Source organism: Pseudomonas rhizosphaerae, assembly GCF_000761155.1.
Taxonomy (GTDB): Bacteria; Pseudomonadota; Gammaproteobacteria; order Pseudomonadales; family Pseudomonadaceae; genus Aquipseudomonas; species Aquipseudomonas rhizosphaerae.
Genome location: NZ_CP009533.1, coordinates 419016 through 437175 on the forward strand (window position 1 = coordinate 419016; position 18160 = coordinate 437175).

At 63.2% G+C, this 18160-nt stretch carries 16 protein-coding genes; 7 read left to right on the top strand and 9 right to left on the bottom strand.

What is annotated here, in order from left to right; all coding sequences use genetic code 11:
- Window positions 1-16 precede the first annotated feature (16 nt).
- The gene (gene rmf, locus LT40_RS21050) at window positions 17-232 is read right to left on the bottom strand and encodes a ribosome modulation factor (RefSeq protein ID WP_008368461.1); all 216 of its coding nucleotides are present in this window, start codon (window positions 230-232) and stop codon (window positions 17-19) included.
- 533 nt (window positions 233-765) lie between these two features.
- Here rmf and rlmKL point away from each other — a divergent pair.
- Complete coding sequence (gene rlmKL / locus LT40_RS01945) at window positions 766-3042, top strand: bifunctional 23S rRNA (guanine(2069)-N(7))-methyltransferase RlmK/23S rRNA (guanine(2445)-N(2))-methyltransferase RlmL (RefSeq protein ID WP_043185795.1); 2277 nt, start codon at window positions 766-768, stop codon at window positions 3040-3042.
- A gap of 63 nt (window positions 3043-3105) precedes the next feature.
- Here rlmKL and dacB read toward each other — a convergent pair whose 3' ends face one another.
- The gene (gene dacB / locus LT40_RS01950) at window positions 3106-4566 is read right to left on the bottom strand and encodes a D-alanyl-D-alanine carboxypeptidase/D-alanyl-D-alanine endopeptidase (RefSeq protein ID WP_043185797.1); all 1461 of its coding nucleotides are present in this window, start codon (window positions 4564-4566) and stop codon (window positions 3106-3108) included.
- A gap of 301 nt (window positions 4567-4867) precedes the next feature.
- On the opposite strand from dacB, the gene LT40_RS01955 reads away from it, so the two are divergent.
- The 3 genes from LT40_RS01955 to LT40_RS01965 all read left to right on the top strand — a co-directional run bounded on the left by LT40_RS01955 (window position 4868) and on the right by LT40_RS01965 (window position 8229).
- A complete protein-coding gene (locus LT40_RS01955) occupies window positions 4868-5341 on the top strand; it encodes a MarR family winged helix-turn-helix transcriptional regulator (RefSeq protein ID WP_043185804.1) in 474 nt (157 codons plus the stop codon).
- Window positions 5342-5412: 71 nt separating this feature from the next.
- Entirely contained in the window at window positions 5413-6639 is a 1227-nt protein-coding gene (locus LT40_RS01960; RefSeq protein WP_043185807.1) for an HlyD/EmrA/EmrK family protein, read from the top strand.
- A 57-nt stretch (window positions 6640-6696) separates the two neighbouring features.
- Window positions 6697-8229, top strand: coding sequence for a DHA2 family efflux MFS transporter permease subunit (locus LT40_RS01965; RefSeq protein ID WP_043185811.1), 1533 nt, complete (start codon window positions 6697-6699; stop codon window positions 8227-8229).
- Between the two features lie 103 nt (window positions 8230-8332).
- Here the strand turns inward: LT40_RS01965 and lpxH are convergent, their stop codons facing one another.
- Both lpxH and LT40_RS01975 read right to left on the bottom strand, forming a co-directional pair.
- Window positions 8333-9067 carry a UDP-2,3-diacylglucosamine diphosphatase gene (gene lpxH, locus LT40_RS01970; protein ID WP_043185814.1) on the bottom strand — a complete coding sequence of 245 codons (735 nt, stop codon included), beginning with the start codon at window positions 9065-9067 and terminating at the stop codon, window positions 8333-8335.
- Window positions 9064-9567 carry a peptidylprolyl isomerase gene (locus LT40_RS01975; RefSeq protein ID WP_043185817.1) on the bottom strand — a complete coding sequence of 168 codons (504 nt, stop codon included), beginning with the start codon at window positions 9565-9567 and terminating at the stop codon, window positions 9064-9066. The genes lpxH and LT40_RS01975 overlap by 4 nt, the downstream gene beginning before the upstream one ends.
- Window positions 9568-9810: 243 nt before the next feature.
- Between LT40_RS01975 and LT40_RS01980 the strand changes: the two genes are divergently transcribed.
- The 3 genes from LT40_RS01980 (at window position 9811) to LT40_RS01990 (ending at window position 13429) form a co-directional block, all read left to right on the top strand.
- Window positions 9811-11508, top strand: a complete 1698-nt coding sequence (locus LT40_RS01980) for a glutamine--tRNA ligase/YqeY domain fusion protein (RefSeq protein WP_043185821.1) — start codon at window positions 9811-9813, stop codon at window positions 11506-11508.
- Window positions 11509-11537: 29 nt separating this feature from the next.
- On the top strand, window positions 11538-12920 hold the full coding sequence (gene cysS, locus LT40_RS01985; protein WP_043185823.1) for a cysteine--tRNA ligase: 1383 nt from the start codon (window positions 11538-11540) through the stop codon (window positions 12918-12920).
- 299 nt (window positions 12921-13219) lie between these two features.
- Window positions 13220-13429, top strand: coding sequence for a hypothetical protein (locus tag LT40_RS01990; RefSeq protein WP_043185825.1), 210 nt, complete (start codon window positions 13220-13222; stop codon window positions 13427-13429).
- 116 nt (window positions 13430-13545) lie between these two features.
- Here LT40_RS01990 and LT40_RS01995 read toward each other — a convergent pair whose 3' ends face one another.
- From LT40_RS01995 to LT40_RS02015, 5 genes are read right to left on the bottom strand one after another with little or no spacing between them, the layout of a single operon-like run.
- Window positions 13546-14586, bottom strand: a complete 1041-nt coding sequence (locus tag LT40_RS01995; RefSeq protein WP_043185830.1) for an ABC transporter substrate-binding protein — start codon at window positions 14584-14586, stop codon at window positions 13546-13548.
- On the bottom strand, window positions 14583-15725 hold the full coding sequence (locus LT40_RS02000) for an NAD(P)/FAD-dependent oxidoreductase (RefSeq protein WP_043185833.1): 1143 nt from the start codon (window positions 15723-15725) through the stop codon (window positions 14583-14585). The genes LT40_RS01995 and LT40_RS02000 overlap by 4 nt, the downstream gene beginning before the upstream one ends.
- Entirely contained in the window at window positions 15722-17077 is a 1356-nt protein-coding gene (locus LT40_RS02005) for an FAD/NAD(P)-dependent oxidoreductase (RefSeq protein WP_043185836.1), read from the bottom strand. The genes LT40_RS02000 and LT40_RS02005 overlap by 4 nt, the downstream gene beginning before the upstream one ends.
- Window positions 17074-17364 (bottom strand): (2Fe-2S)-binding protein, encoded by a 291-nt coding sequence (locus tag LT40_RS02010; RefSeq protein ID WP_043185841.1) that lies wholly within the window; start codon window positions 17362-17364, stop codon window positions 17074-17076. The genes LT40_RS02005 and LT40_RS02010 overlap by 4 nt, the downstream gene beginning before the upstream one ends.
- Window positions 17364-18158, bottom strand: coding sequence for an ABC transporter permease (locus tag LT40_RS02015; RefSeq protein WP_043185846.1), 795 nt, complete (start codon window positions 18156-18158; stop codon window positions 17364-17366). Before LT40_RS02015 ends, LT40_RS02010 begins: the two co-directional genes overlap by 1 nt.
- Between the last annotated feature and the right edge of the window lie 2 nt (window positions 18159-18160).

Genomic DNA, 18160 nt, shown 5'->3' on the forward strand with positions numbered 1-18160 from the left:
ACCTGTAAGAAAGTTTTCAGCCGACGGCGTGAAGTTCGTTGAGCCTATGGATTCCCGCAGTGCCGGTCATACCGTCCCAGTTGTCGCCGCGTCCTTCGCGCCAGCCGTTGATCCAGGCTTGGCGTACCGACGGTAGAGTAAAAGGGCAAAGCTCGCGGGATTTGCCATGGATGCCATACTGGTATCCGCGTAGAAATGCTCGTTCCAACGGATCACGCTTAAGTCTTCTCATAGGGTGTTGCCCTCTGTCTATTGACTGTAATGTCCCGTCGGCCTCGTGTGAGGCCAGGCAGATGGTCTGCCGGTATCGCGCTCGCTGCCGGCGTGGCGAGCAGTGATGCCATCGCCATTGCAGCGACGACCTGAGGTGATTTCTAAACGTTGAACCGCGTGATGTGAATGATCGTTTTGTCATAAGCACGTAACGATTTCGCGGTAAGGGCGATAAGTAAGCCGATGCTTCAAGCCTCGAATGTCTGCAAATCCGTCACAGACAGGGCTTGCAGCGTTGGGTGGGGTCAATATGCCATTGCGAATCATCCTGATTTCGATGGCGTATAAAATCGACGAAGGGTCGCCCAGGCGATCTCTTTTTCAGCAGAATCACGTTCTGCCTCATCCATGTGCCGACCAGCGCAACGGGTGGGGTGGGTTGACACCATGGTGGTGTCGTTCGGGTGCTCTATTGCGTAAAGCGCCTGGTTGAACCTCGAGACGGCAATGCGCTTGCCGTCTCATCGATGCCCGCAAGGGCCAGGAAATACCATGTCGGACCGTTTTGAACTGTTTCTCACGTGCCCCAAGGGCCTCGAAGGCTTGCTAGCCGAAGAAGCCACCGCCCTGGGGCTGGAAGAAACCCGCGAACACACTTCCGCCGTGCGCGGGATGGCTGACATGGAAACCGCCTACCGGCTGTGCCTGTGGTCGCGCCTGGGCAATCGCGTGCTGCTGGTGCTCAAGCGCTTCGCCATGAAAGATGCCGAAGACCTCTACCACGGCGTGCTGGACGTCGAGTGGCAAGACCACCTGCTTCCCGACGGGACCCTGGCCGTGGAATTCAGCGGGCACGGTTCGGGCATCGACAACACCCACTTCGGTGCGCTGAAGGTCAAGGATGCCATCGTCGACAAGCTGCGCACGCCCAGTGGCGAGCGTCCCAGCGTCGACAAGCTCAATCCGGACCTGCGCGTGCACCTGCGCCTGGATCGCGGTGAGGCCATTCTCTCGCTTGACCTGTCCGGGCACAGCCTGCACCAGCGCGGATATCGTTTGCAGCAGGGCGCCGCGCCGCTCAAGGAAAACCTTGCCGCGGCCATTCTCATCCGTGCGGGTTGGCCACGCATCGCTGCCGAGGGCGGCGCCCTGGCCGACCCGATGTGTGGTGTAGGCACCTTCCTGGTGGAGGCGGCGATGATCGCCGCCGACATCGCGCCCAACCTCAAGCGTACCCGCTGGGGATTCAGCGCCTGGCTGGGTCACGTCCCGGCCATGTGGCGCAAGCTGCACGATGAGGCGCTGGCGCGGGCCGAGGCCGGGCTGGCGAAGCCGCCGTCGTGGATTCGAGGCTACGAGGCCGACCCACGGTTGATCCAGCCTGCGCGCAACAACGTCGAGCGAGCGGGGCTCAGCGACTGGATCAAGGTTTATCAGGGCGAGGTGGCCACCTTCGAGCCACGTCCCGATCAGCATCAGAAAGGCCTGGTCATTTGCAACCCACCCTATGGCGAGCGCTTGGGTGACGAGGCCAGCTTGCTGTACCTCTACCAGAACCTGGGCGAACGCCTGCGCCAGGCTTGCCTGAACTGGGAAGCGGCGGTGTTTACCGGCGCGCCCGACCTGGGCAAGCGCATGGGCATTCGCAGCCACAAGCAGTATTCGTTCTGGAACGGCGCCTTGCCCTGCAAGCTGTTGCTGATCAAGGTGCTGCCCGACCAGTTCGTCACCGGCGAGCGGCGCACCCCGGAACAGCGCCAGGCGGCGCGCGAACAGGCCGAGCAGGTGGATACCACGGCCGCGGTGGCCGATCCGTATGCACGGGTCAACAAGAACGGTAACCCGGTCAAGCCCGTTCCGGCGCCCGCGCCAGTGGTCGAGCAGGCACGGCTGAGCGAAGGCGGGCAGATGTTCGCCAACCGCTTGCAGAAGAACCTCAAGACGCTGGGCAAATGGGCACGCCGCGAGGGCATCGATTGCTATCGGGTGTATGACGCAGACATGCCCGAGTACGCCATGGCCATCGATCTGTACCACGACTGGGTGCACGTGCAGGAATACGCCGCGCCCAAGTCGATCGATCCGGAAAAGGCCTCGGCGCGTCTGTACGATGCCCTGGCGGCCATTCCGCAGGCACTGAACATCGACAAGAGTCGGGTCATCATCAAGCGCCGCGAGCGCCAGAGCGGCACCCGCCAGTACGAGCGCCAGAGCGCCCAGGGCCAGTTCACCCAGGTGCAGGAAGGGGGTGTGCAGTTGCTGGTCAACCTGACCGATTACCTGGACACCGGCCTGTTCCTCGATCACCGGCCAATGCGCCTGCGTATCCAGAAAGAGGCGGCCGGCAAGCGCTTCCTCAACCTGTTCTGCTACACCGCCACGGCCAGCGTCCACGCGGCCAAGGGCGGGGCACGCAGCACGACCAGTGTCGACCTGTCCAAGACCTACCTGGATTGGGCGCGGCGCAACTTGTCGTTGAACGGTTTTTCGGACAAGAACCGCTTGGAGCAGGGCGACGTGATGGCCTGGCTGCAGGCCAGCCGCGATGAATACGACTTGATCTTCATCGATCCGCCGACCTTCTCCAACTCCAAGCGCATGGAAGGCGTGTTCGACGTGCAGCGCGATCACGTCGAGCTGCTCGACTTGGCTGTCGCGCGGCTGGCAGCGGGGGGCGTGGTGTATTTCTCCAACAACTTCCGCAAGTTCCAGCTGGATGCGAATCTGGCGGAGCGCTATGCAGTGGAGGAAATCACGGCGCAGACGGTGGATCAGGACTTCGCCCGCAACGGCAAGATTCACCGGGCCTGGAAGATCCAGGCGCGGTGATTCACTGAGAGGGGGGCGCTGCCTCTGCAAGCAGCGCGCCCCGTTCTAGAGGGTTTAGGTAAATTACTGAATGTTGGGCGAGGTAGACGCGGCTTTTGGCTGCGAGTACAGGTCCAGCAGGGCTTGATCCAGCACTGACGAGGCGCCCCATGGGCGCGGATCGTTGAGAATGGCGACCACCGCCCAGGTGTTGCCGTTACTGTCGCGGCTGTAGCCGGCAATGGCGCGCACGGTGTTCAAGGTGCCGGTCTTGATGTGGCCTTCACCCTGCAGGGCCGTGCGTTTCAAGCGTTTGCGCATGGTGCCGTCCATGCCGACGATCGGCATCGAGGCCATGAATTCCGCGGCGTATGGGCTTTTCCAGGCGGCCTGCAGCAAGGTCGCCATCTCCCGCGCGCTCACCCGTTCGTCACGGGACAATCCCGAACCGTTCTCCATCACCAGGTGCGATGCGGTGATGCCTTTTTTAGCCAGCCAACCACGAATCACGCGCTGCGCAGCCTTGGCGTCGTCGCCGTCGGCCTCGTTGCGATAGCGCTCGCCCAGGCTCAGGAACAGCTGCTGGGCCATAGTGTTGTTGCTGTACTTGTTGATGTCGCGAATGATTTCCACCAGATCCGGCGAAAAGGCCCGCGCCAGCACGCGCGCGGTCTTGGGCACGGTGCCGACACGGTCGCCGCCCTGGATGCTGCCGCCCAGTTCGTTCCAGATCGCCCGCACGGCGCCGGCTGCATAGCTCTGGTGATCGAGCAGAGACAGGTAGGTCTGCGAGCTGCAACCTTCGGCCAACTGGCCGCTGACCACCACCGTCATGCCGTCGGCCTGGGTGATCGGGTTGTAGCGCACATCGCCCGTGCATTTGCTGCCCGGCAGGGCCTTGACCTGGTTGTCGATACGGATGGTGGCGATCGGTGGTTCGACCGATACCAGCACCTTGCCGGTGTCGTTACGGGTGACGAAGCGCAAAGCCTTGAGGTTGACCAGCAGGGAGTCGGGACGTACCAGGAACGGCGCGTTCTCATCGCCACCGTCATCGTTAAACGCCGGCAGTTGCGGCTGTACGAAATGGCTGCGGTCCAGCACCAGGTCGCCGGTCACCTGACGCACGCCATTGGCGCGCAGGTCACGCATCAGCAGCCAGAGTTTTTCCATGTTCAGTTTGGGGTCACCGCCACCCTTGAGGTAGAGGTTGCCGTTGAGGACACCGTTGCTCAGGGTGCCGTCGGTAAAGAATTCGGTCTTCCACTGATAGGTCGGGCCCAGCAGTTCGAGGGCTGCGTAGGTGGTGACCAGCTTCATGGTCGAGGCCGGGTTGACCGACACGTCGGCGTTGAACACCGTCGGGCTGCCTGGGCCGTTGAGCGGCAGCATGACCAGCGACAGGGCGTCGTTCTGCAGCTTGCTGGCCTTGATGGCCTGTTGAACCTTGGGCGGCAGTGTGGTGTTGAGGGGCGCAGCGCAAAGGGGAAGGGCCAGCGGCAGCATTAGGCCGGCGAGCAGTATTGGACGAAGAGATTTGATCATGTGCGTAAAAACCCTGCGGGCGAGGGGTGACGAAAACGAGGGCCGTATAGGTAGATGAAGGCCCCCACTGCGGGTAAAACCGCCAGCATTATGCCCCAAGCGTCGCCCGCTTTGGCCAGCGGGCATCGGGATGGGGTGAATTTTTCCCATCAAAGCGACCGATCGGCTTAAACGTTAGCAAGCTAACCATTGCCTTGACATTGTCTGCCTAAGCAGTAACATTATGGTTCGACGATGTGCATTGTGCGTTCACGCACATGCTCAGGCATGCATTTGGCCAACAGGTAGACAGCTCCGGCCCATGAATCACTACACTCCCGAGAACTTCCATACCTGCAACCTGGGTCTGTTGCTGGGCCGCGGATCGGCGTTGAAAGATCGGCTGCTGGACGCGCACCTGGTGCCCTACGGCGTGACGGCTGCGCAGTTCAAGGTGCTGATCATCAATGCGCGGTTCGGCATCGACACCCCGGCGGAAATGTCGCGCTACCTGTCGCTGGACAGCGGCTCGATGACGCGCATGCTCGATCGCCTGGAACACAAGCAATTGATCACGCGCCAGCGCAGCGCTGCCGACCGACGCCAGGTGCAGCTGGTGCTGACCGATGAAGGCCAGGCACTGGCAGCGCGCCTGCCGGTCATTGGCGCCAACGCCATGAACGAGTTGGTAGGCATGCTCGACCGAGACGAGATCGTCGAGCTGGAACGGATTCTCAAGAAACTGCTGCAGGCTTCCGGAGACCCGTTGCTGGCGCTGGGCGCCGCAGCCGACTGAGCTTGCCAACGTGAACAGCTCAACCGATCTGCTCGACGCAACACCGACCGAACCCTTTCAGGTGAACTGCCATGGCCACTGCCACTGACTCCAATGCTTCCCAGCAATCGCCTGCAGCACCCGCTGCAGAAGACAAGGCCCCGGCCAATCGGCGCAAGCGCAAACTCTGGCTGTTCATCCTGCTGGCCCTGGTGGTGCTGGGTGGTTTGGGCGTCTGGGCCTGGTACACCCTGTACGGGCGCTGGAACGAGAGCACCGACGACGCCTACGTGAACGGCAACGTGGTGGAAATCACGCCGTTGACCACCGGCACGGTGATCAGCATCGGTGCCGACGATGGCGATCTGGTCCACGAAGGCCAGCCCCTGGTGCAGTTCGACCCGAACGATTCGCAGATCGATCTGCAGAATGCCCAGGCCAACCTGGCCAAGGCGGTACGCCAGGTGCGCGGCCTGTACAGCAACGTCGACGGCATGAAGGCCCAGGTCGCTGCGCGCAAGGCGGAAGTGCAACGCGCCCAGGACAACTATGGCCGACGCAAGAACTTGGCGTCCGACGGGGCGATCTCTCAGGAAGAGTTGTCCCACGCCCACGACGATCTGATCTCGGCGCAGAGTGCCCTGAGCAATACCCAGCAGCAATTAGCGACCTCGACCGCACTGGTCGATGCCACCCAGGTGTCCAACCATCCCGACGTGCGCGCCGCAGCCGCACAGTTGCGTCAGGCGTACCTGGCCCATGCACGCACTACCCTGATCGCGCCGGTGACCGGCTATGTGGCCAAGCGCACCGTGCAGTTGGGGCAGCGTATCGAACCGGGCACGGCGACCATGGCGGTGATCCCGCTGAACCAGCTGTGGATCGACGCTAATTTCAAGGAAACCCAGCTGCGCCACATGCGCATCGGCCAGCCGGTGGACATCACCAGTGACCTGTATGGCGACGAAGTGAAGTACAGCGGCACCATCGACAGCCTGGGCGCGGGCACCGGCAGCGCGTTTGCCTTATTGCCGGCACAGAACGCTACGGGCAACTGGATCAAGATCGTCCAGCGGGTGCCAGTGCGGGTACACATCAATCCGCAACAGTTGAGCGAGCATCCGCTGCGCATCGGCCTGTCGACGGTGGTGGATGTCGACCTGCATGACCAGAGCGGGCCAGTATTGGCCCAGCAGCCCCCGCAGCAGGCGTCCTTCACCACCAACGTCTACGACAAGCAGTTGGGTGAGGCGGACGCCATGATCGCCCAGTTGATCCACGACAACAGCGCAGCGTCCGGCACTACGGCTACCCGCTGATCTACTCGAGCTGGCCCGTTACGGGTCGGCTCGGTCTCGCATTGCAAAGGGTGGATCATGGATTCCAAAGCCTCGTTCACGCCGCCAAGCCTGTTGCTCTGCACCATCGGCCTGTCGCTGGCGACCTTCATGCAGGTGCTCGACACCACCATCGCCAACGTGGCCCTGCCGACGATTTCCGGCAACCTGGGGGTCAGTTCCGAGCAGGGTACCTGGGTCATCACCTCGTTCGCGGTGAGCAACGCCATCGCCTTGCCGCTGACCGGCTGGCTGAGCCGGCGCTTCGGCGAAGTAAAGCTGTTTCTCTGGGCCACGATGCTGTTCGTGGTGGCGTCGTTCCTGTGCGGTATTTCCACCTCGATGCCCGAGCTGGTCGGTTTTCGCGTGGTGCAGGGATTGGTTGCCGGGCCGTTGTACCCGATGACCCAGACCTTGTTGATTGCCGTGTACCCGCCGGCCAAGCGCGGCATGGCCCTGGCGCTGCTGGCCATGGTCACGGTGGTGGCGCCGATCGCCGGGCCGATTCTGGGAGGCTGGATCACCGACAGCTACAGTTGGCCGTGGATCTTCTTCATCAACATTCCCATCGGCCTGTTCGCCTGTGCGGTGGTGCGTCAGCAGATGGCCAAACGGCCCGTGCACCTGAGCCGGCAGCCCATGGACTATGTCGGGCTGATCACCTTGATCATCGGCGTCGGTGCCTTGCAGGTGGTGCTGGACAAGGGCAACGACCTGGACTGGTTCGAGTCGAGTTTCATCGTTATCGGTTCGGTCATCTCGGCGGTGGCGCTGACGGCGTTCGTCATCTGGGAACTGACCGACGAGCATCCGGTGGTGAACCTGCGGCTGTTCGCGTTCCGCAACTTTCGCATCGGTACGCTGGTGCTGGTGTTCGGCTACGCGGGGTTCTTCGGTATCAACCTGATCTTGCCGCAGTGGCTGCAAACGCAGATGGGCTACACCGCCACCTGGGCGGGCCTGGCCGTAGCGCCGATCGGGATCCTGCCGGTATTGATGTCGCCCTTTGTGGGTAAGTACGCGCACAAGTTCGATTTGCGCCTGCTGGCCGGCCTGGCGTTCGTGGCCATCGGCACCAGCTGCTTCATGCGCGCCGGGTTCAACAGCCAGGTGGATTTTCAGCATGTGGCCCTGGTGCAGATGTTCATGGGGGCAGGGGTGGCGCTGTTTTTCATGCCCACCTTGAGCATCCTGCTGTCGGACCTGCCCCCGCAGCAGATCGCCGACGGGTCGGGCCTGGCGACATTCCTGCGCACCCTGGGCGGCAGCTTCGCTGCGTCGCTGACGACCTGGATCTGGATCCGTCGGGCCGATCAACACCATGCCTACCTGACCGAGAGCATCAGCACGTACGATCCGGTCACGCGCCATGCGCTGGAGCAGATGGGCGGCAATACGCCCCAGGCGTATGCACGGATGGAGCAGATGGTGAACAGCCAGGCCTACATGCTGAGCACGGTCGATTACTTCACCCTGATGGGGTGGATCTTCGCCGGGTTGGTGCTGCTGGTGTGGCTGGCCAAGCCGCCGTTCACCGCCAAGGCAGGGCCGGCGGCCGGGGGTGGGCATTGAGAACAGCGTTACCAGTTCGCGGCCGCTGACCGCTCCCACAAAGGCGCTGCAGTTCACTGTCTGTGGGAGCGGTCATCGGCCGCGAACAGGGCGGCGCGGTGCCTCAGGCAGACTGCGCCGGGAACTCGAACGGCGACAGCTTGAAACCCTGCTCATCCACCTGCAGTGCCCAGCCTTGCGCATCCCAGTCCCCCAGCACGATACGCCGCGCCGGTCGATCGCCAACCTGCAGCGCGTGCACCGCCGGGCGGTGAGTGTGCCCATGAATCAGGGTAGACACACCGTGCTGGCGCATCACCTGCAGCACCTCTTCAGGCGTCACATCGACGATGTCGCTGGCCTTCATCCGCGTCTGCGCCCGGCTCTCGTTGCGCAGCTTGCGGGCAAGCTTGCGGCGGGTGGCCAGCGGCAGGTGACGCAGGATGAACAGCGTCAGCGGATTGCGCAGCACGCGACGCAGGCGCATGTAGCCTTCGTCGAGGGTGCACAGGCTGTCACCGTGCATCAACAGCACCGGTTCGCCATTGAGGCGTACCACGCTCGGATCGGCCAGCAGGGTGCAGCCGGCTTTTTTGCAGAACGTGGAACCGATCAGGAAATCACGGTTGCCGTGCATCAGGAAGATCTTCGTGCCACCGTCGCTGAGCGCACGCAACGCTGCGCAGATGGACGATTGAAAAGGGGTCATGGCGTCGTCGCCGATCCAGGCTTCGAAGAAGTCGCCCAGGATGTACAGCGCCTCGGCCGAGCGCGCGTGCCCGCCGAGGAAATCCAGAAACGCCCGGGTGATGTCCGGGCGTTCTTCCTGCAGGTGCAGATCGGAGATCAGCAGTATCACTCAGCGATCTCGGCTTTCTCGATGATCACGTCTTCGGCCGGCACGTCTTGGTGACCTGCCTTGGAGGTGGTGGACACGCCCTTGATCTTGTCGACCACGTCCTGGCCTTCGACCACTTCACCGAACACGGCGTAGCCCCAGCCCTGGGTGGTTTTCGAGGTGTGGTTGAGGAAGCTGTTGTCGCCCACGTTGATGAAGAACTGCGCCGACGCCGAATGCGGCTCCATGGTGCGGGCCATGGCGACCGAGTACTTCTTGTTCGGCAGGCCGTTGTCGGCTTCGTTCTGGATGCTCGGACGCTTGTCTTTCTTCTCTTTCATGCCTGGCTCGAAACCGCCGCCCTGGATCATGAAGTTACCGATCACGCGGTGGAACACGGTGTTCTCGTAGTGGCCGGCCTGCACGTACTCGAGGAAGTTGGCCACGGTCAGCGGGGCCTTTTCGGCGTTCAGTTGCAGCACGATGTCGCCGTGGTTGGTGGTCAGTTTGACTTTGGACATGGGTCTCTCTCTGTCTATGGAGCGTGTTCTGTAGGGAATGCTCTGCGGAGCGTTCGTTAACGACGGCGCCCAGTTTACAGGCGACGATCGGCATTCAAAGGCTGTTTTTTCGCGCGGTGCAGGATTTACCCGATAGTTTGTCCGGGCTGGCCTGTCAGCCGGTTGACCGCTTCGGCTATGATAAGCGCTTTGATTTGGTCGGCCTACCCTGGCTGCCGCCGCCTCGTTCGTTCAAGGATTCCAATGAGCAAGCCCACCGCCGACAACGCTCCCACCTCCAAAGGCAATGGCCCTGCCGTGCCGACCAACTTCCTGCGCCCGATCGTCCAGGCCGACCTGGACGCCGGCAAGCACAGCCAGATCGTCACGCGTTTTCCGCCCGAGCCCAACGGCTACCTGCACATCGGCCACGCCAAGTCGATCTGCGTCAACTTCGGCCTGGCCCAGGAATTCGGCGGTGTCTGCAATCTGCGTTTCGACGACACCAACCCCGCCAAGGAAGACCAGGAATACATCGACGCCATCAAGCGCGACATCAAGTGGCTGGGCTTCGAGTGGGCCGGTGAAGAGCGTTACGCCTCGCAATACTTCGACCAGTTGCACGATTGGGCCGTCGAGCTGATCAAGCAGGGCGATGCGTACGTCTGCGACCTGACCCCCGAGCAGGCCCGCGAATACCGCGGCAACCTCACCGAGCCGGGCCGCAACAGCCCGTTCCGCGAGCGCAGCGTCGAGGAAAACCTGGACCTGTTCGCCCGCATGAAGGCCGGTGAGTTCAAGGACGGCGAACGCGTGCTGCGCGCGCGGATCGACATGGCCTCGCCGAACATGAACCTGCGCGACCCGATCCTCTATCGCATCCGCCACGCCCACCACCACCAGACCGGCGATGCGTGGTGCATCTATCCCAACTACGACTTCACCCACGGTCAGTCCGATGCCATCGAAGGCATCACGCACTCGATCTGCACCCTGGAGTTCGAAGGCCATCGGCCGCTGTACGAGTGGTTCCTGGACCACCTGTCGGTGCCGGCGCACCCGCGCCAGTACGAGTTCAGCCGCCTGAACCTCAACTACACCATCACTTCCAAGCGCAAGCTCAAGCAACTGGTCGACGAGCAGCACGTGCACGGCTGGGACGATCCGCGCATGTCGACGCTTTCCGGTTTCCGCCGTCGCGGCTACACCCCGGCGTCGATCCGCAACTTCTGCGACATGATCGGCACCAACCGTTCCGACGGCGTGGTCGACATGTCGATGCTCGAATTCAGCATCCGTGACGACCTCGACCGCACCGCACCGCGCGCCATGTGCGTGCTGCGTCCGCTCAAGGTGGTGATCACCAACTACCCGGAAGGGCAGGTCGAGCAGCTGGAATTGCCGCGTCATCCCAAGGAAGACATGGGCGTGCGCGTCTTGCCCTTCGAGCGCGAGCTGTACATCGACCACGACGACTTCATGGAAGAGCCGCCCAAGGGCTACAAGCGCCTTGAACCGGGCGGCGAAGTGCGCCTGCGCGGCAGCTACGTGATTCGTGCCGACGAAGCGATCAAGGATGCCGACGGCAACGTCGTCGAGCTGCGTTGCTCGTACGACCCGGACACCCTGGGCAAGAACCCTGAAGGCCGTAAGGTCAAGGGCGTGATCCACTGGGTACCGGCCGCCGCCAGTGTCGAGTGCGAAGTGCGCCTGTACGATCGCCTGTTCCGCTCGGCCAACCCGGAGAAAGCCGAAGACGGCGCCACGTTCCTCGACAACATCAACCCCGATTCCCTGCAGGTGCTGCGCGGCTGTCGCGCCGAACCGTCGCTGGCCAACGCCGCGCCGGAAGATCGTTTCCAGTTCGAACGCGAAGGTTATTTCTGCGCCGACCTGGCCGACACGCAACCCGGTCGTCCGGTGTTCAACCGTACCGTCACCCTGCGTGACTCGTGGGGCTGAGCCTCGCCAGGCCAAGTTGAGGAATCGTTGTGCTTAACATCTACAACACGCTGAGCAAGAGCAAAGAAGTTTTCACGCCGCTGGACGGCAACAAGGTACGCATGTACGTGTGCGGCATGACCGTGTACGACTACTGCCACCTAGGCCATGGGCGCAGCATGGTCGCCTTCGACCTGGTCACGCGCTGGCTGCGCTACAGCGGCTATGAGCTGACCTACGTGCGCAACATCACCGACATCGACGACAAGATCATCAACCGTGCGCGGGACAACGGCGAAAGCTTCGATGCCCTGACCGCGCGCATGATCGACGCGATGCACGAGGACGAGGCGCGCCTGAACATCCTCAAGCCGGACCAGGAGCCGCGTGCCACCGACCACATCCCGGGCATGCTGACGATGATCCAGACCCTGATCGACAAGGGTTATGCCTATGCGCCGGGCAACGGTGACGTGTACTACCGGGTCGGCAAGTTCCAGGGCTACGGCAAACTGTCGCGCAAGAAGATCGAAGATCTGCGCATCGGTGCGCGCATCGAAGTGGAAGAGGCCAAGCAGGATCCACTCGATTTCGTCCTGTGGAAGGGCGTCAAGCCCGGCGAGCCGAGCTGGGAATCACCCTGGGGCCCTGGCCGTCCGGGCTGGCACATTGAGTGCTCGGTGATGTCCACCTGCTGCCTGGGTGACACCTTCGACATCCATGGTGGCGGCAACGACCTGGAGTTCCCGCACCACGAGAACGAGATCGCCCAGAGCGAGGCGGCCACCGGCAAGCCGTACGCCAACGCCTGGCTGCATTGCGGGATGATCCGCATCAACGGCGAGAAGATGTCCAAGTCGTTGAACAACTTCTTCACCATTCGCGATGTGCTGGAGAAGTATCAGCCTGAAGTGGTGCGCTATCTTCTGGTGTCGAGCCACTACCGCAGCTCGATCAACTATTCCGAAGACAGCCTCAAGGAAGCCAAGGGTGCGCTGGAGCGTTTCTACCATGCGCTCAAGGGGCTGCCGAAAGTCGCGGCAGTGGGTGGCGAGGCATTCGTCGAGCGTTTTGCCAATGCCATGAACGATGACTTCGGTACGCCGGAGGCCTGTGCGGTGTTGTTCGACCTGGTGCGCGAGATCAACCGGTTGCGCGACAGCGATGTCGACGCTGCCGCTGGCTTGGCCGGCCGCCTGCGCGAATTGGGCGGATTGCTCGGCGTATTGCAGCTGGACTCCGACGAGTTCCTGCAGGCCGGCGCTGCCGGTCGCGTCGATGCGGCCCAGGTGGACACCCTCATCGCCGCACGCCTGGCGGCCCGCGCCAACAAGGACTGGGCCGAATCGGACCGCATCCGCGACGAGTTGACGGCCATGGGTGTGGTCCTGGAAGACAGCAAAGGTGTCACTAGCTGGCGGTTGGCGGACTGACCAGGTTCACGGTTGGCTTGTCCCCAGCCACTGAGCCATAGTGCTATCTGCGGTTAATGAATGTGCTGGATACGCTCCGCAGCGGCTGGTTCTGGACAATACCCAGAAGTGTCGTTTTGCCTGTTTCGGCAATCCCGAGAGAGTTGATTCGAGGTGTATCAATCGGATTGACGAACCTTGGACGGCACGGTGTAATTGATCCAACAAATGCTTGCCAGCTGTTTTGTATTCAGCCTTAGTACCACAGGTAACCGGAGGGTCAAGCATCTGCCAGACCCTCGACCCGAAAGGGATATTCCATGCAGACCCCACCCAAATTCGAACCCGTCGAACTCGAGCAGATCCATGCCAATATAGGCAAGCTGATGGCCGAGACCGCCAAGCTCAACGCCGAAGCCGGAAAGCTTGCGAGGGAGCGGACGCTGTACCCCATGATGGTCCTTGCAGGATTCATCGGTGCCATCGGCGCTACGACAGGCGCAGCTTTGACGATCCTGTTGAAGTTTTGAATGCAGAAAGCCCCGTATCAGCGGGGCTTTCCTGTTTCAGGATTCTGATCGAGTGTCACGACGGTAGCCATCAATGCACCACTGTCACCAGGTAGTGCACAACGTCGGCCACCTACCTAGCGCTCGATCGAACGGCTCCAGCGGGCGTTCCAGGCGGGGCGGAGCTGGTTGACCTGGTCCCAGTCGATGGCCACTGCCGTCTCCAGGTACTTTTCCATTGCCTGCACCTGGCCACGGGTCTTGTCGGTGGTCGGCGTGTTGGGGTTGGACGGTATCTGGTCGCCTTCCTCCAGTGCCGGTGACTGCGCCTTGGGGCTCAGCAGGTAGGCCGCCAGCTTCTGCGCAAGCTCGGGCTGATCGTTCTTGGCGATCACGCACTCGGCCACGTTGAGCACCACCGCGCCTTCCTTGGGCTGCGCGTATTCAACCGGCACACCGCGCAGTTTCAAAGCGGTCACCTGGGTAGGCGTCAGTGGGAACAGCGCCGCTTCGTCGGTCTGGACCATCTCGGAAATCTTCGCCGAACTGGCAATGTACTCCAGCACATTGGGGCCCACCGTCTTCGGCCACGCCTTGAACCCCGGCTCGACGTCGGTTTCGCTACCACCCTGCAAGCGGTTGAACATCAGGAAGCCGTGCAGCCCGAAGGTCGAGGACGCCAAAGACTGGAATACCAGTTTTTCCTTGAAGCGGCTATCGGCCATGTCCATCCACGAAGTCGGCGCAGCCCAGCCATTTTTCTTGAACAAGCGCGTGTTGTAGGCAAGCCCGGTCACGCCCAGGCTGACCGCGGCCGCCTGGTCCTTGATCCGCGCCTTGGCCGGTATTGCAGCCAGGCCGTCGCTGTCCTGCAAGGTGTCGCACAGGCCCATGGAAATGGCTCGGTACATGATGCCGTCATCGAGGAACATCACATGGATCTGTGGGTTGTCCTTGCTCGCCTGAACCTTGGCGAGAATGTCCGAAGAGGTGCCTGGCACGATGACCACCTTCACATCGTTGGCCTGTTCGAACGCCGGCAGCACCTTGTCGGCGTACAAGCGTTCCATGGTGCCGCCGTTCATACCCAGGTACAGCGTGGGACCGGCCTGAGCGCCGGTGGCGGCCAGCAGGGCAGCGAGGGAGAGTGCGTGAACCGTGCGTTTGACTGGCTTCATGAAAGCGACCTTCCTTTATGCAGTTCAAGGGGAGAAAAGCGTTGGATGGAAAACGCGTCGATCGGCGCTCGACTGCGGCCCTCGACGATCAGTTGCGACAAAGCTTCACCGACCGCCGGACCGATCTGGAAACCGGCCCCGGCAAAGCCGAACGCATGGATCAAGCCCGGCTGCGCCTGACCGTGCCCGATCACCGGCTCGCGATCGGGCAGGTAGCCTTCGGTCCCACTCCAGGTACGGATCGCCTGCGCGCCGTGCAGGAACGGATACAACTCGACGGCGTTGCGCAGGATGTCCAGGGTGGCCAGTTGGCCGGGCCGCGCTCGCAACGGGTCCAGGGCAAAACCCTGCCCACCGCCGAGTACGCAATTGCCACGTGCCACCTGGCGAGCATAGATACCGCCGCCTTCGACACCGGTGCTGACGTCCATGACCACCGGTAGCGGCTCGGTGACCAGCATGGCCGGGTGCCCGCTGGTCATGGGTACGTGCTCGCCGAATTGCTCGGCAATGTGATTGGCCCAGGCCCCAGCGCAATTGAGCAGCCAGGGCGCGCGCAGCCGTTCGCCATTGCTGCAGGACACCTCGAACGCCTGGCCGTCATGGTCGAAGGCCAGCGCCTGAACCTGCTCCACGATCCGTGCACCGGCCCGCCGGGCGGCGGCTGCGAAAGCCGGCGACACCAGGCGCGGGTTGGCATGCCCATCACCGCTGCACAGCGACGCACCAACCGCCACGTCGCCGACCCAGGCAAACCGCTGGCGTAACTGACCGTGGTCGAGCAACTCCACACCCAGGTCGAAATCGGCGGCAGCGTCGGCCCAGGCTTGCAGCTTGGCCATGTCGGCGTCGCTGCGGGCCAGCTTCAGGTGGCCCGAACGCACATACTCGCCGTCGATGCCGATCAGTCCGGGCAGGTCGCTCCACAGTTCATGGGCACGCTGTGACAGGGGCAGTTGCACCAGCGAGCGGCCCTGACGGCGTACGCCACCATAGTTCACGCCGCTGGAGCGCGATCCACAGTAATCGCGCTCCAGCAGCACCACGCGCTGACCGCGCAACGCCAGCATCAAGGCCGCCGACGCACCGACGATCCCCCCGCCGATGATGATCACATCGGTTTCAGCGACGCGGCTCATGGCTGCACCTCGACACCGAAGGGCAGGGGTTTGATCGGCGCCTGGGCGCGCAGGCGGCCGACGTCCTGCACTGGGCGCGCCGCAGCCTGGGCGATGATTTCCACCGTTGCGCTACCGCACATGCGCCCCTGGCAGCGGCCCATGCCGACCCGGCAATGGGCCTTGACCCGGTTGATATCGGTGTGTCCCTGAGCGACCACCTGGCGAACTTCGCCAACGCTGATTTCCTCGCAGCGGCACAGCATCAATTGGTCGGGCGCCTGGCTGGCCCAGCTGTCGGGGAACGGGAATGCGGCTTCCAGGCCAGCGCGAAACCCCTGGATGCGCGCCAGCTGTCGCTCGAGCTGTGTGCCACGTACGCGGTCAATGGTGATGCCCATGTCTTCGAGCAGGGCCAGCGCTGCGCGCTCGCCGGCCATTTCCGCCGCATCGGCGCCCATGATTCCGGCACCGTCGCCGGCCAGGTACACGCCCGGCACGCTGCTGCGCCCGGCTCGATCGCGGCTCGGCAACCAGGCGCGATTGAGCGGGCTCCAGCTGAATTGGCAGCCAAGCAGGTCCGCCAGCTGTGTTTCGCTGCGCAACGCATGGGCGAAGGCCAGCCCGTCGCAGGCCAGGCTGTGTCGGCTGCCAGCGCGTTGCCAGGTGACGGCTTCGACTTTTTGCTCGCCGACGACCTCGACCAAGGTCGCGCCCTGATGCACGGCAATCCCATGGGCCGTCAGCCAGGCCCGGTAGTACAGGCCCTTGGCCAGGGTCGCAGGCTGAAGCAACAGCCGTGGCAGGGCAGCGACCTGCGCACCGAAGGGCGAGCTGTCCAGCACGGCCAGCACCCGGGCGCCTGCCTTGGCGTATTGATAGGCCACCAGGTACAACAACGGCCCGCTGCCGGCGAACACCACCTGCTCGCCGATGGCGCAGCCCTGGGACTTGAGGGCGATCTGCGCGGCGCCGAGGCTGTAGACGCCCGGCAAGGTCCAGCCTGGTACTGGCAGAATACGGTCGGTGGCGCCGGTGGCAATCAGCAGGCGGTCATACTTGACTGTGCTGACCCGCTGCTGGCTGAGCGTGTGCAGGTGGCCATCCTCGGCGTTCCACACCAAAGTGTCGGGACGGTAGTCGATCTGCGCGCTCATCGCGTCCAGCGTCTGATGCACCGCCTGCGCCTTGCGCGCTTCGAAGCCATAGAGTTGATTGGCCGGGCGCTGGAAATTGCCCGGCGCACGTCGGTAGACCTGGCCGCCGCCCTGCAGGGCTTCGTCCACCAGGCACGGCCGCAGGCCATGGGCGGCCAGGGTCTGCGCCGCGCGAATGCCAGCCGGTCCGGCGCCCACGATCACCACCGCGCTCACGAGCGCCGTCCCGGGTCGCGTTCGACCTGCATGCCCGCTTCCAGCGGCGTGGCGCAGGCACGTACGCGACGACCGTCGCCCAATCGAACCCAACAGTCCTGACAGGCGCCCATCAGGCAAAAACCGGCGCGGGCCTGGGCACTGAAGTCGCTGCCGCGCAGGTGCTCGGCGCAGGTCAGCACGGCGGTGAGCAGGGTATCCCCCGCCAGGCCGCACATGGCCTGTCCGTCGAGGGTGAACGGCACCGACGGGCGATCGAGTTCGGTCAGACGCTTGAACAGGGCCATCAGTTTTTCCCCACCAGTACGCGGTCCAGCCCATACACCCGGTCGAGCAGAATCATGGTCGCGGCGGTCAGGGCGATCACCAGCGCCGACACCGCTGCCATCATCGGGTCGATGGACTCGGTGGCATACACGTACATGCGCACCGGCAAGGTCTGGGTCGCAGGGGAGGTGACGAAGATCGACAGTGTCACCTCGTCGAAGCTGTTGATGAACGCCAGCAACCAGCCTCCGGCGACCCCCGGCAGGATCATCGGCAGGGTGATCTGGCGAAACAGGGTGAACCGACTTGCGCCCAGCGATTCCGCCGCCTGTTCGGCGCTGCGGTCGATACCGATGGCGGCGGCGATCACCAGGCGCAGTACATAGGGCGTGATCACCACCACGTGGGCCAGCATCAGCCAGACGAAACTGCCATTCACGCCCATCAGCGCAAACAGGCGCAGCATGGCCACGCCCAGCACCAGGTGCGGAATGATGATCGGCGACAGAAACAGCGCATTGAGAAAGTTGCGTCCGGGAAAGTGGTAACGGGTGATCGCCAGCGCCGCCGGCACGGCGATCAAGGTCGCCAGGGTCGCGGCGACCACCGCCAAAATCAGGCTGTTATAGAACGCATCGATGAAGTCGGCGCGCTCGAACACGGCACGGAACCAGCGCAGGGAAAAACTGGAGGTGGGCAGGGTCAGGGTGTTCTCCGGCGTGAACGCCACCAGGCACACCACCACCAGCGGCGCGAGCATGAACACTACTACCAGGGCATGAAACGACAGGGCCAACGGACCGTTCTTGGACATCG

What these genes read in the sequence shown, in the direction of transcription:
- rmf (WP_008368461.1), bottom strand. Translation starts at nt 232, where the DNA reads ATGAGAAGACTTAAGCGTGATCCGTTGGAACGAGCATTTCTACGCGGA.
- rlmKL (WP_043185795.1), top strand. Translation starts at nt 766, where the DNA reads ATGTCGGACCGTTTTGAACTGTTTCTCACGTGCCCCAAGGGCCTCGAA.
- dacB (WP_043185797.1), bottom strand. Translation starts at nt 4,566, where the DNA reads ATGATCAAATCTCTTCGTCCAATACTGCTCGCCGGCCTAATGCTGCCG.
- LT40_RS01955 (WP_043185804.1), top strand. Translation starts at nt 4,868, where the DNA reads ATGAATCACTACACTCCCGAGAACTTCCATACCTGCAACCTGGGTCTG.
- LT40_RS01960 (WP_043185807.1), top strand. Translation starts at nt 5,413, where the DNA reads ATGGCCACTGCCACTGACTCCAATGCTTCCCAGCAATCGCCTGCAGCA.
- LT40_RS01965 (WP_043185811.1), top strand. Translation starts at nt 6,697, where the DNA reads ATGGATTCCAAAGCCTCGTTCACGCCGCCAAGCCTGTTGCTCTGCACC.
- LT40_RS01975 (WP_043185817.1), bottom strand. Translation starts at nt 9,567, where the DNA reads ATGTCCAAAGTCAAACTGACCACCAACCACGGCGACATCGTGCTGCAA.
- LT40_RS01980 (WP_043185821.1), top strand. Translation starts at nt 9,811, where the DNA reads ATGAGCAAGCCCACCGCCGACAACGCTCCCACCTCCAAAGGCAATGGC.
- LT40_RS01990 (WP_043185825.1), top strand. Translation starts at nt 13,220, where the DNA reads ATGCAGACCCCACCCAAATTCGAACCCGTCGAACTCGAGCAGATCCAT.
- LT40_RS01995 (WP_043185830.1), bottom strand. Translation starts at nt 14,586, where the DNA reads ATGAAGCCAGTCAAACGCACGGTTCACGCACTCTCCCTCGCTGCCCTG.
- LT40_RS02000 (WP_043185833.1), bottom strand. Translation starts at nt 15,725, where the DNA reads ATGAGCCGCGTCGCTGAAACCGATGTGATCATCATCGGCGGGGGGATC.
- LT40_RS02010 (WP_043185841.1), bottom strand. Translation starts at nt 17,364, where the DNA reads ATGGCCCTGTTCAAGCGTCTGACCGAACTCGATCGCCCGTCGGTGCCG.
- LT40_RS02015 (WP_043185846.1), bottom strand. Translation starts at nt 18,158, where the DNA reads ATGTCCAAGAACGGTCCGTTGGCCCTGTCGTTTCATGCCCTGGTAGTA.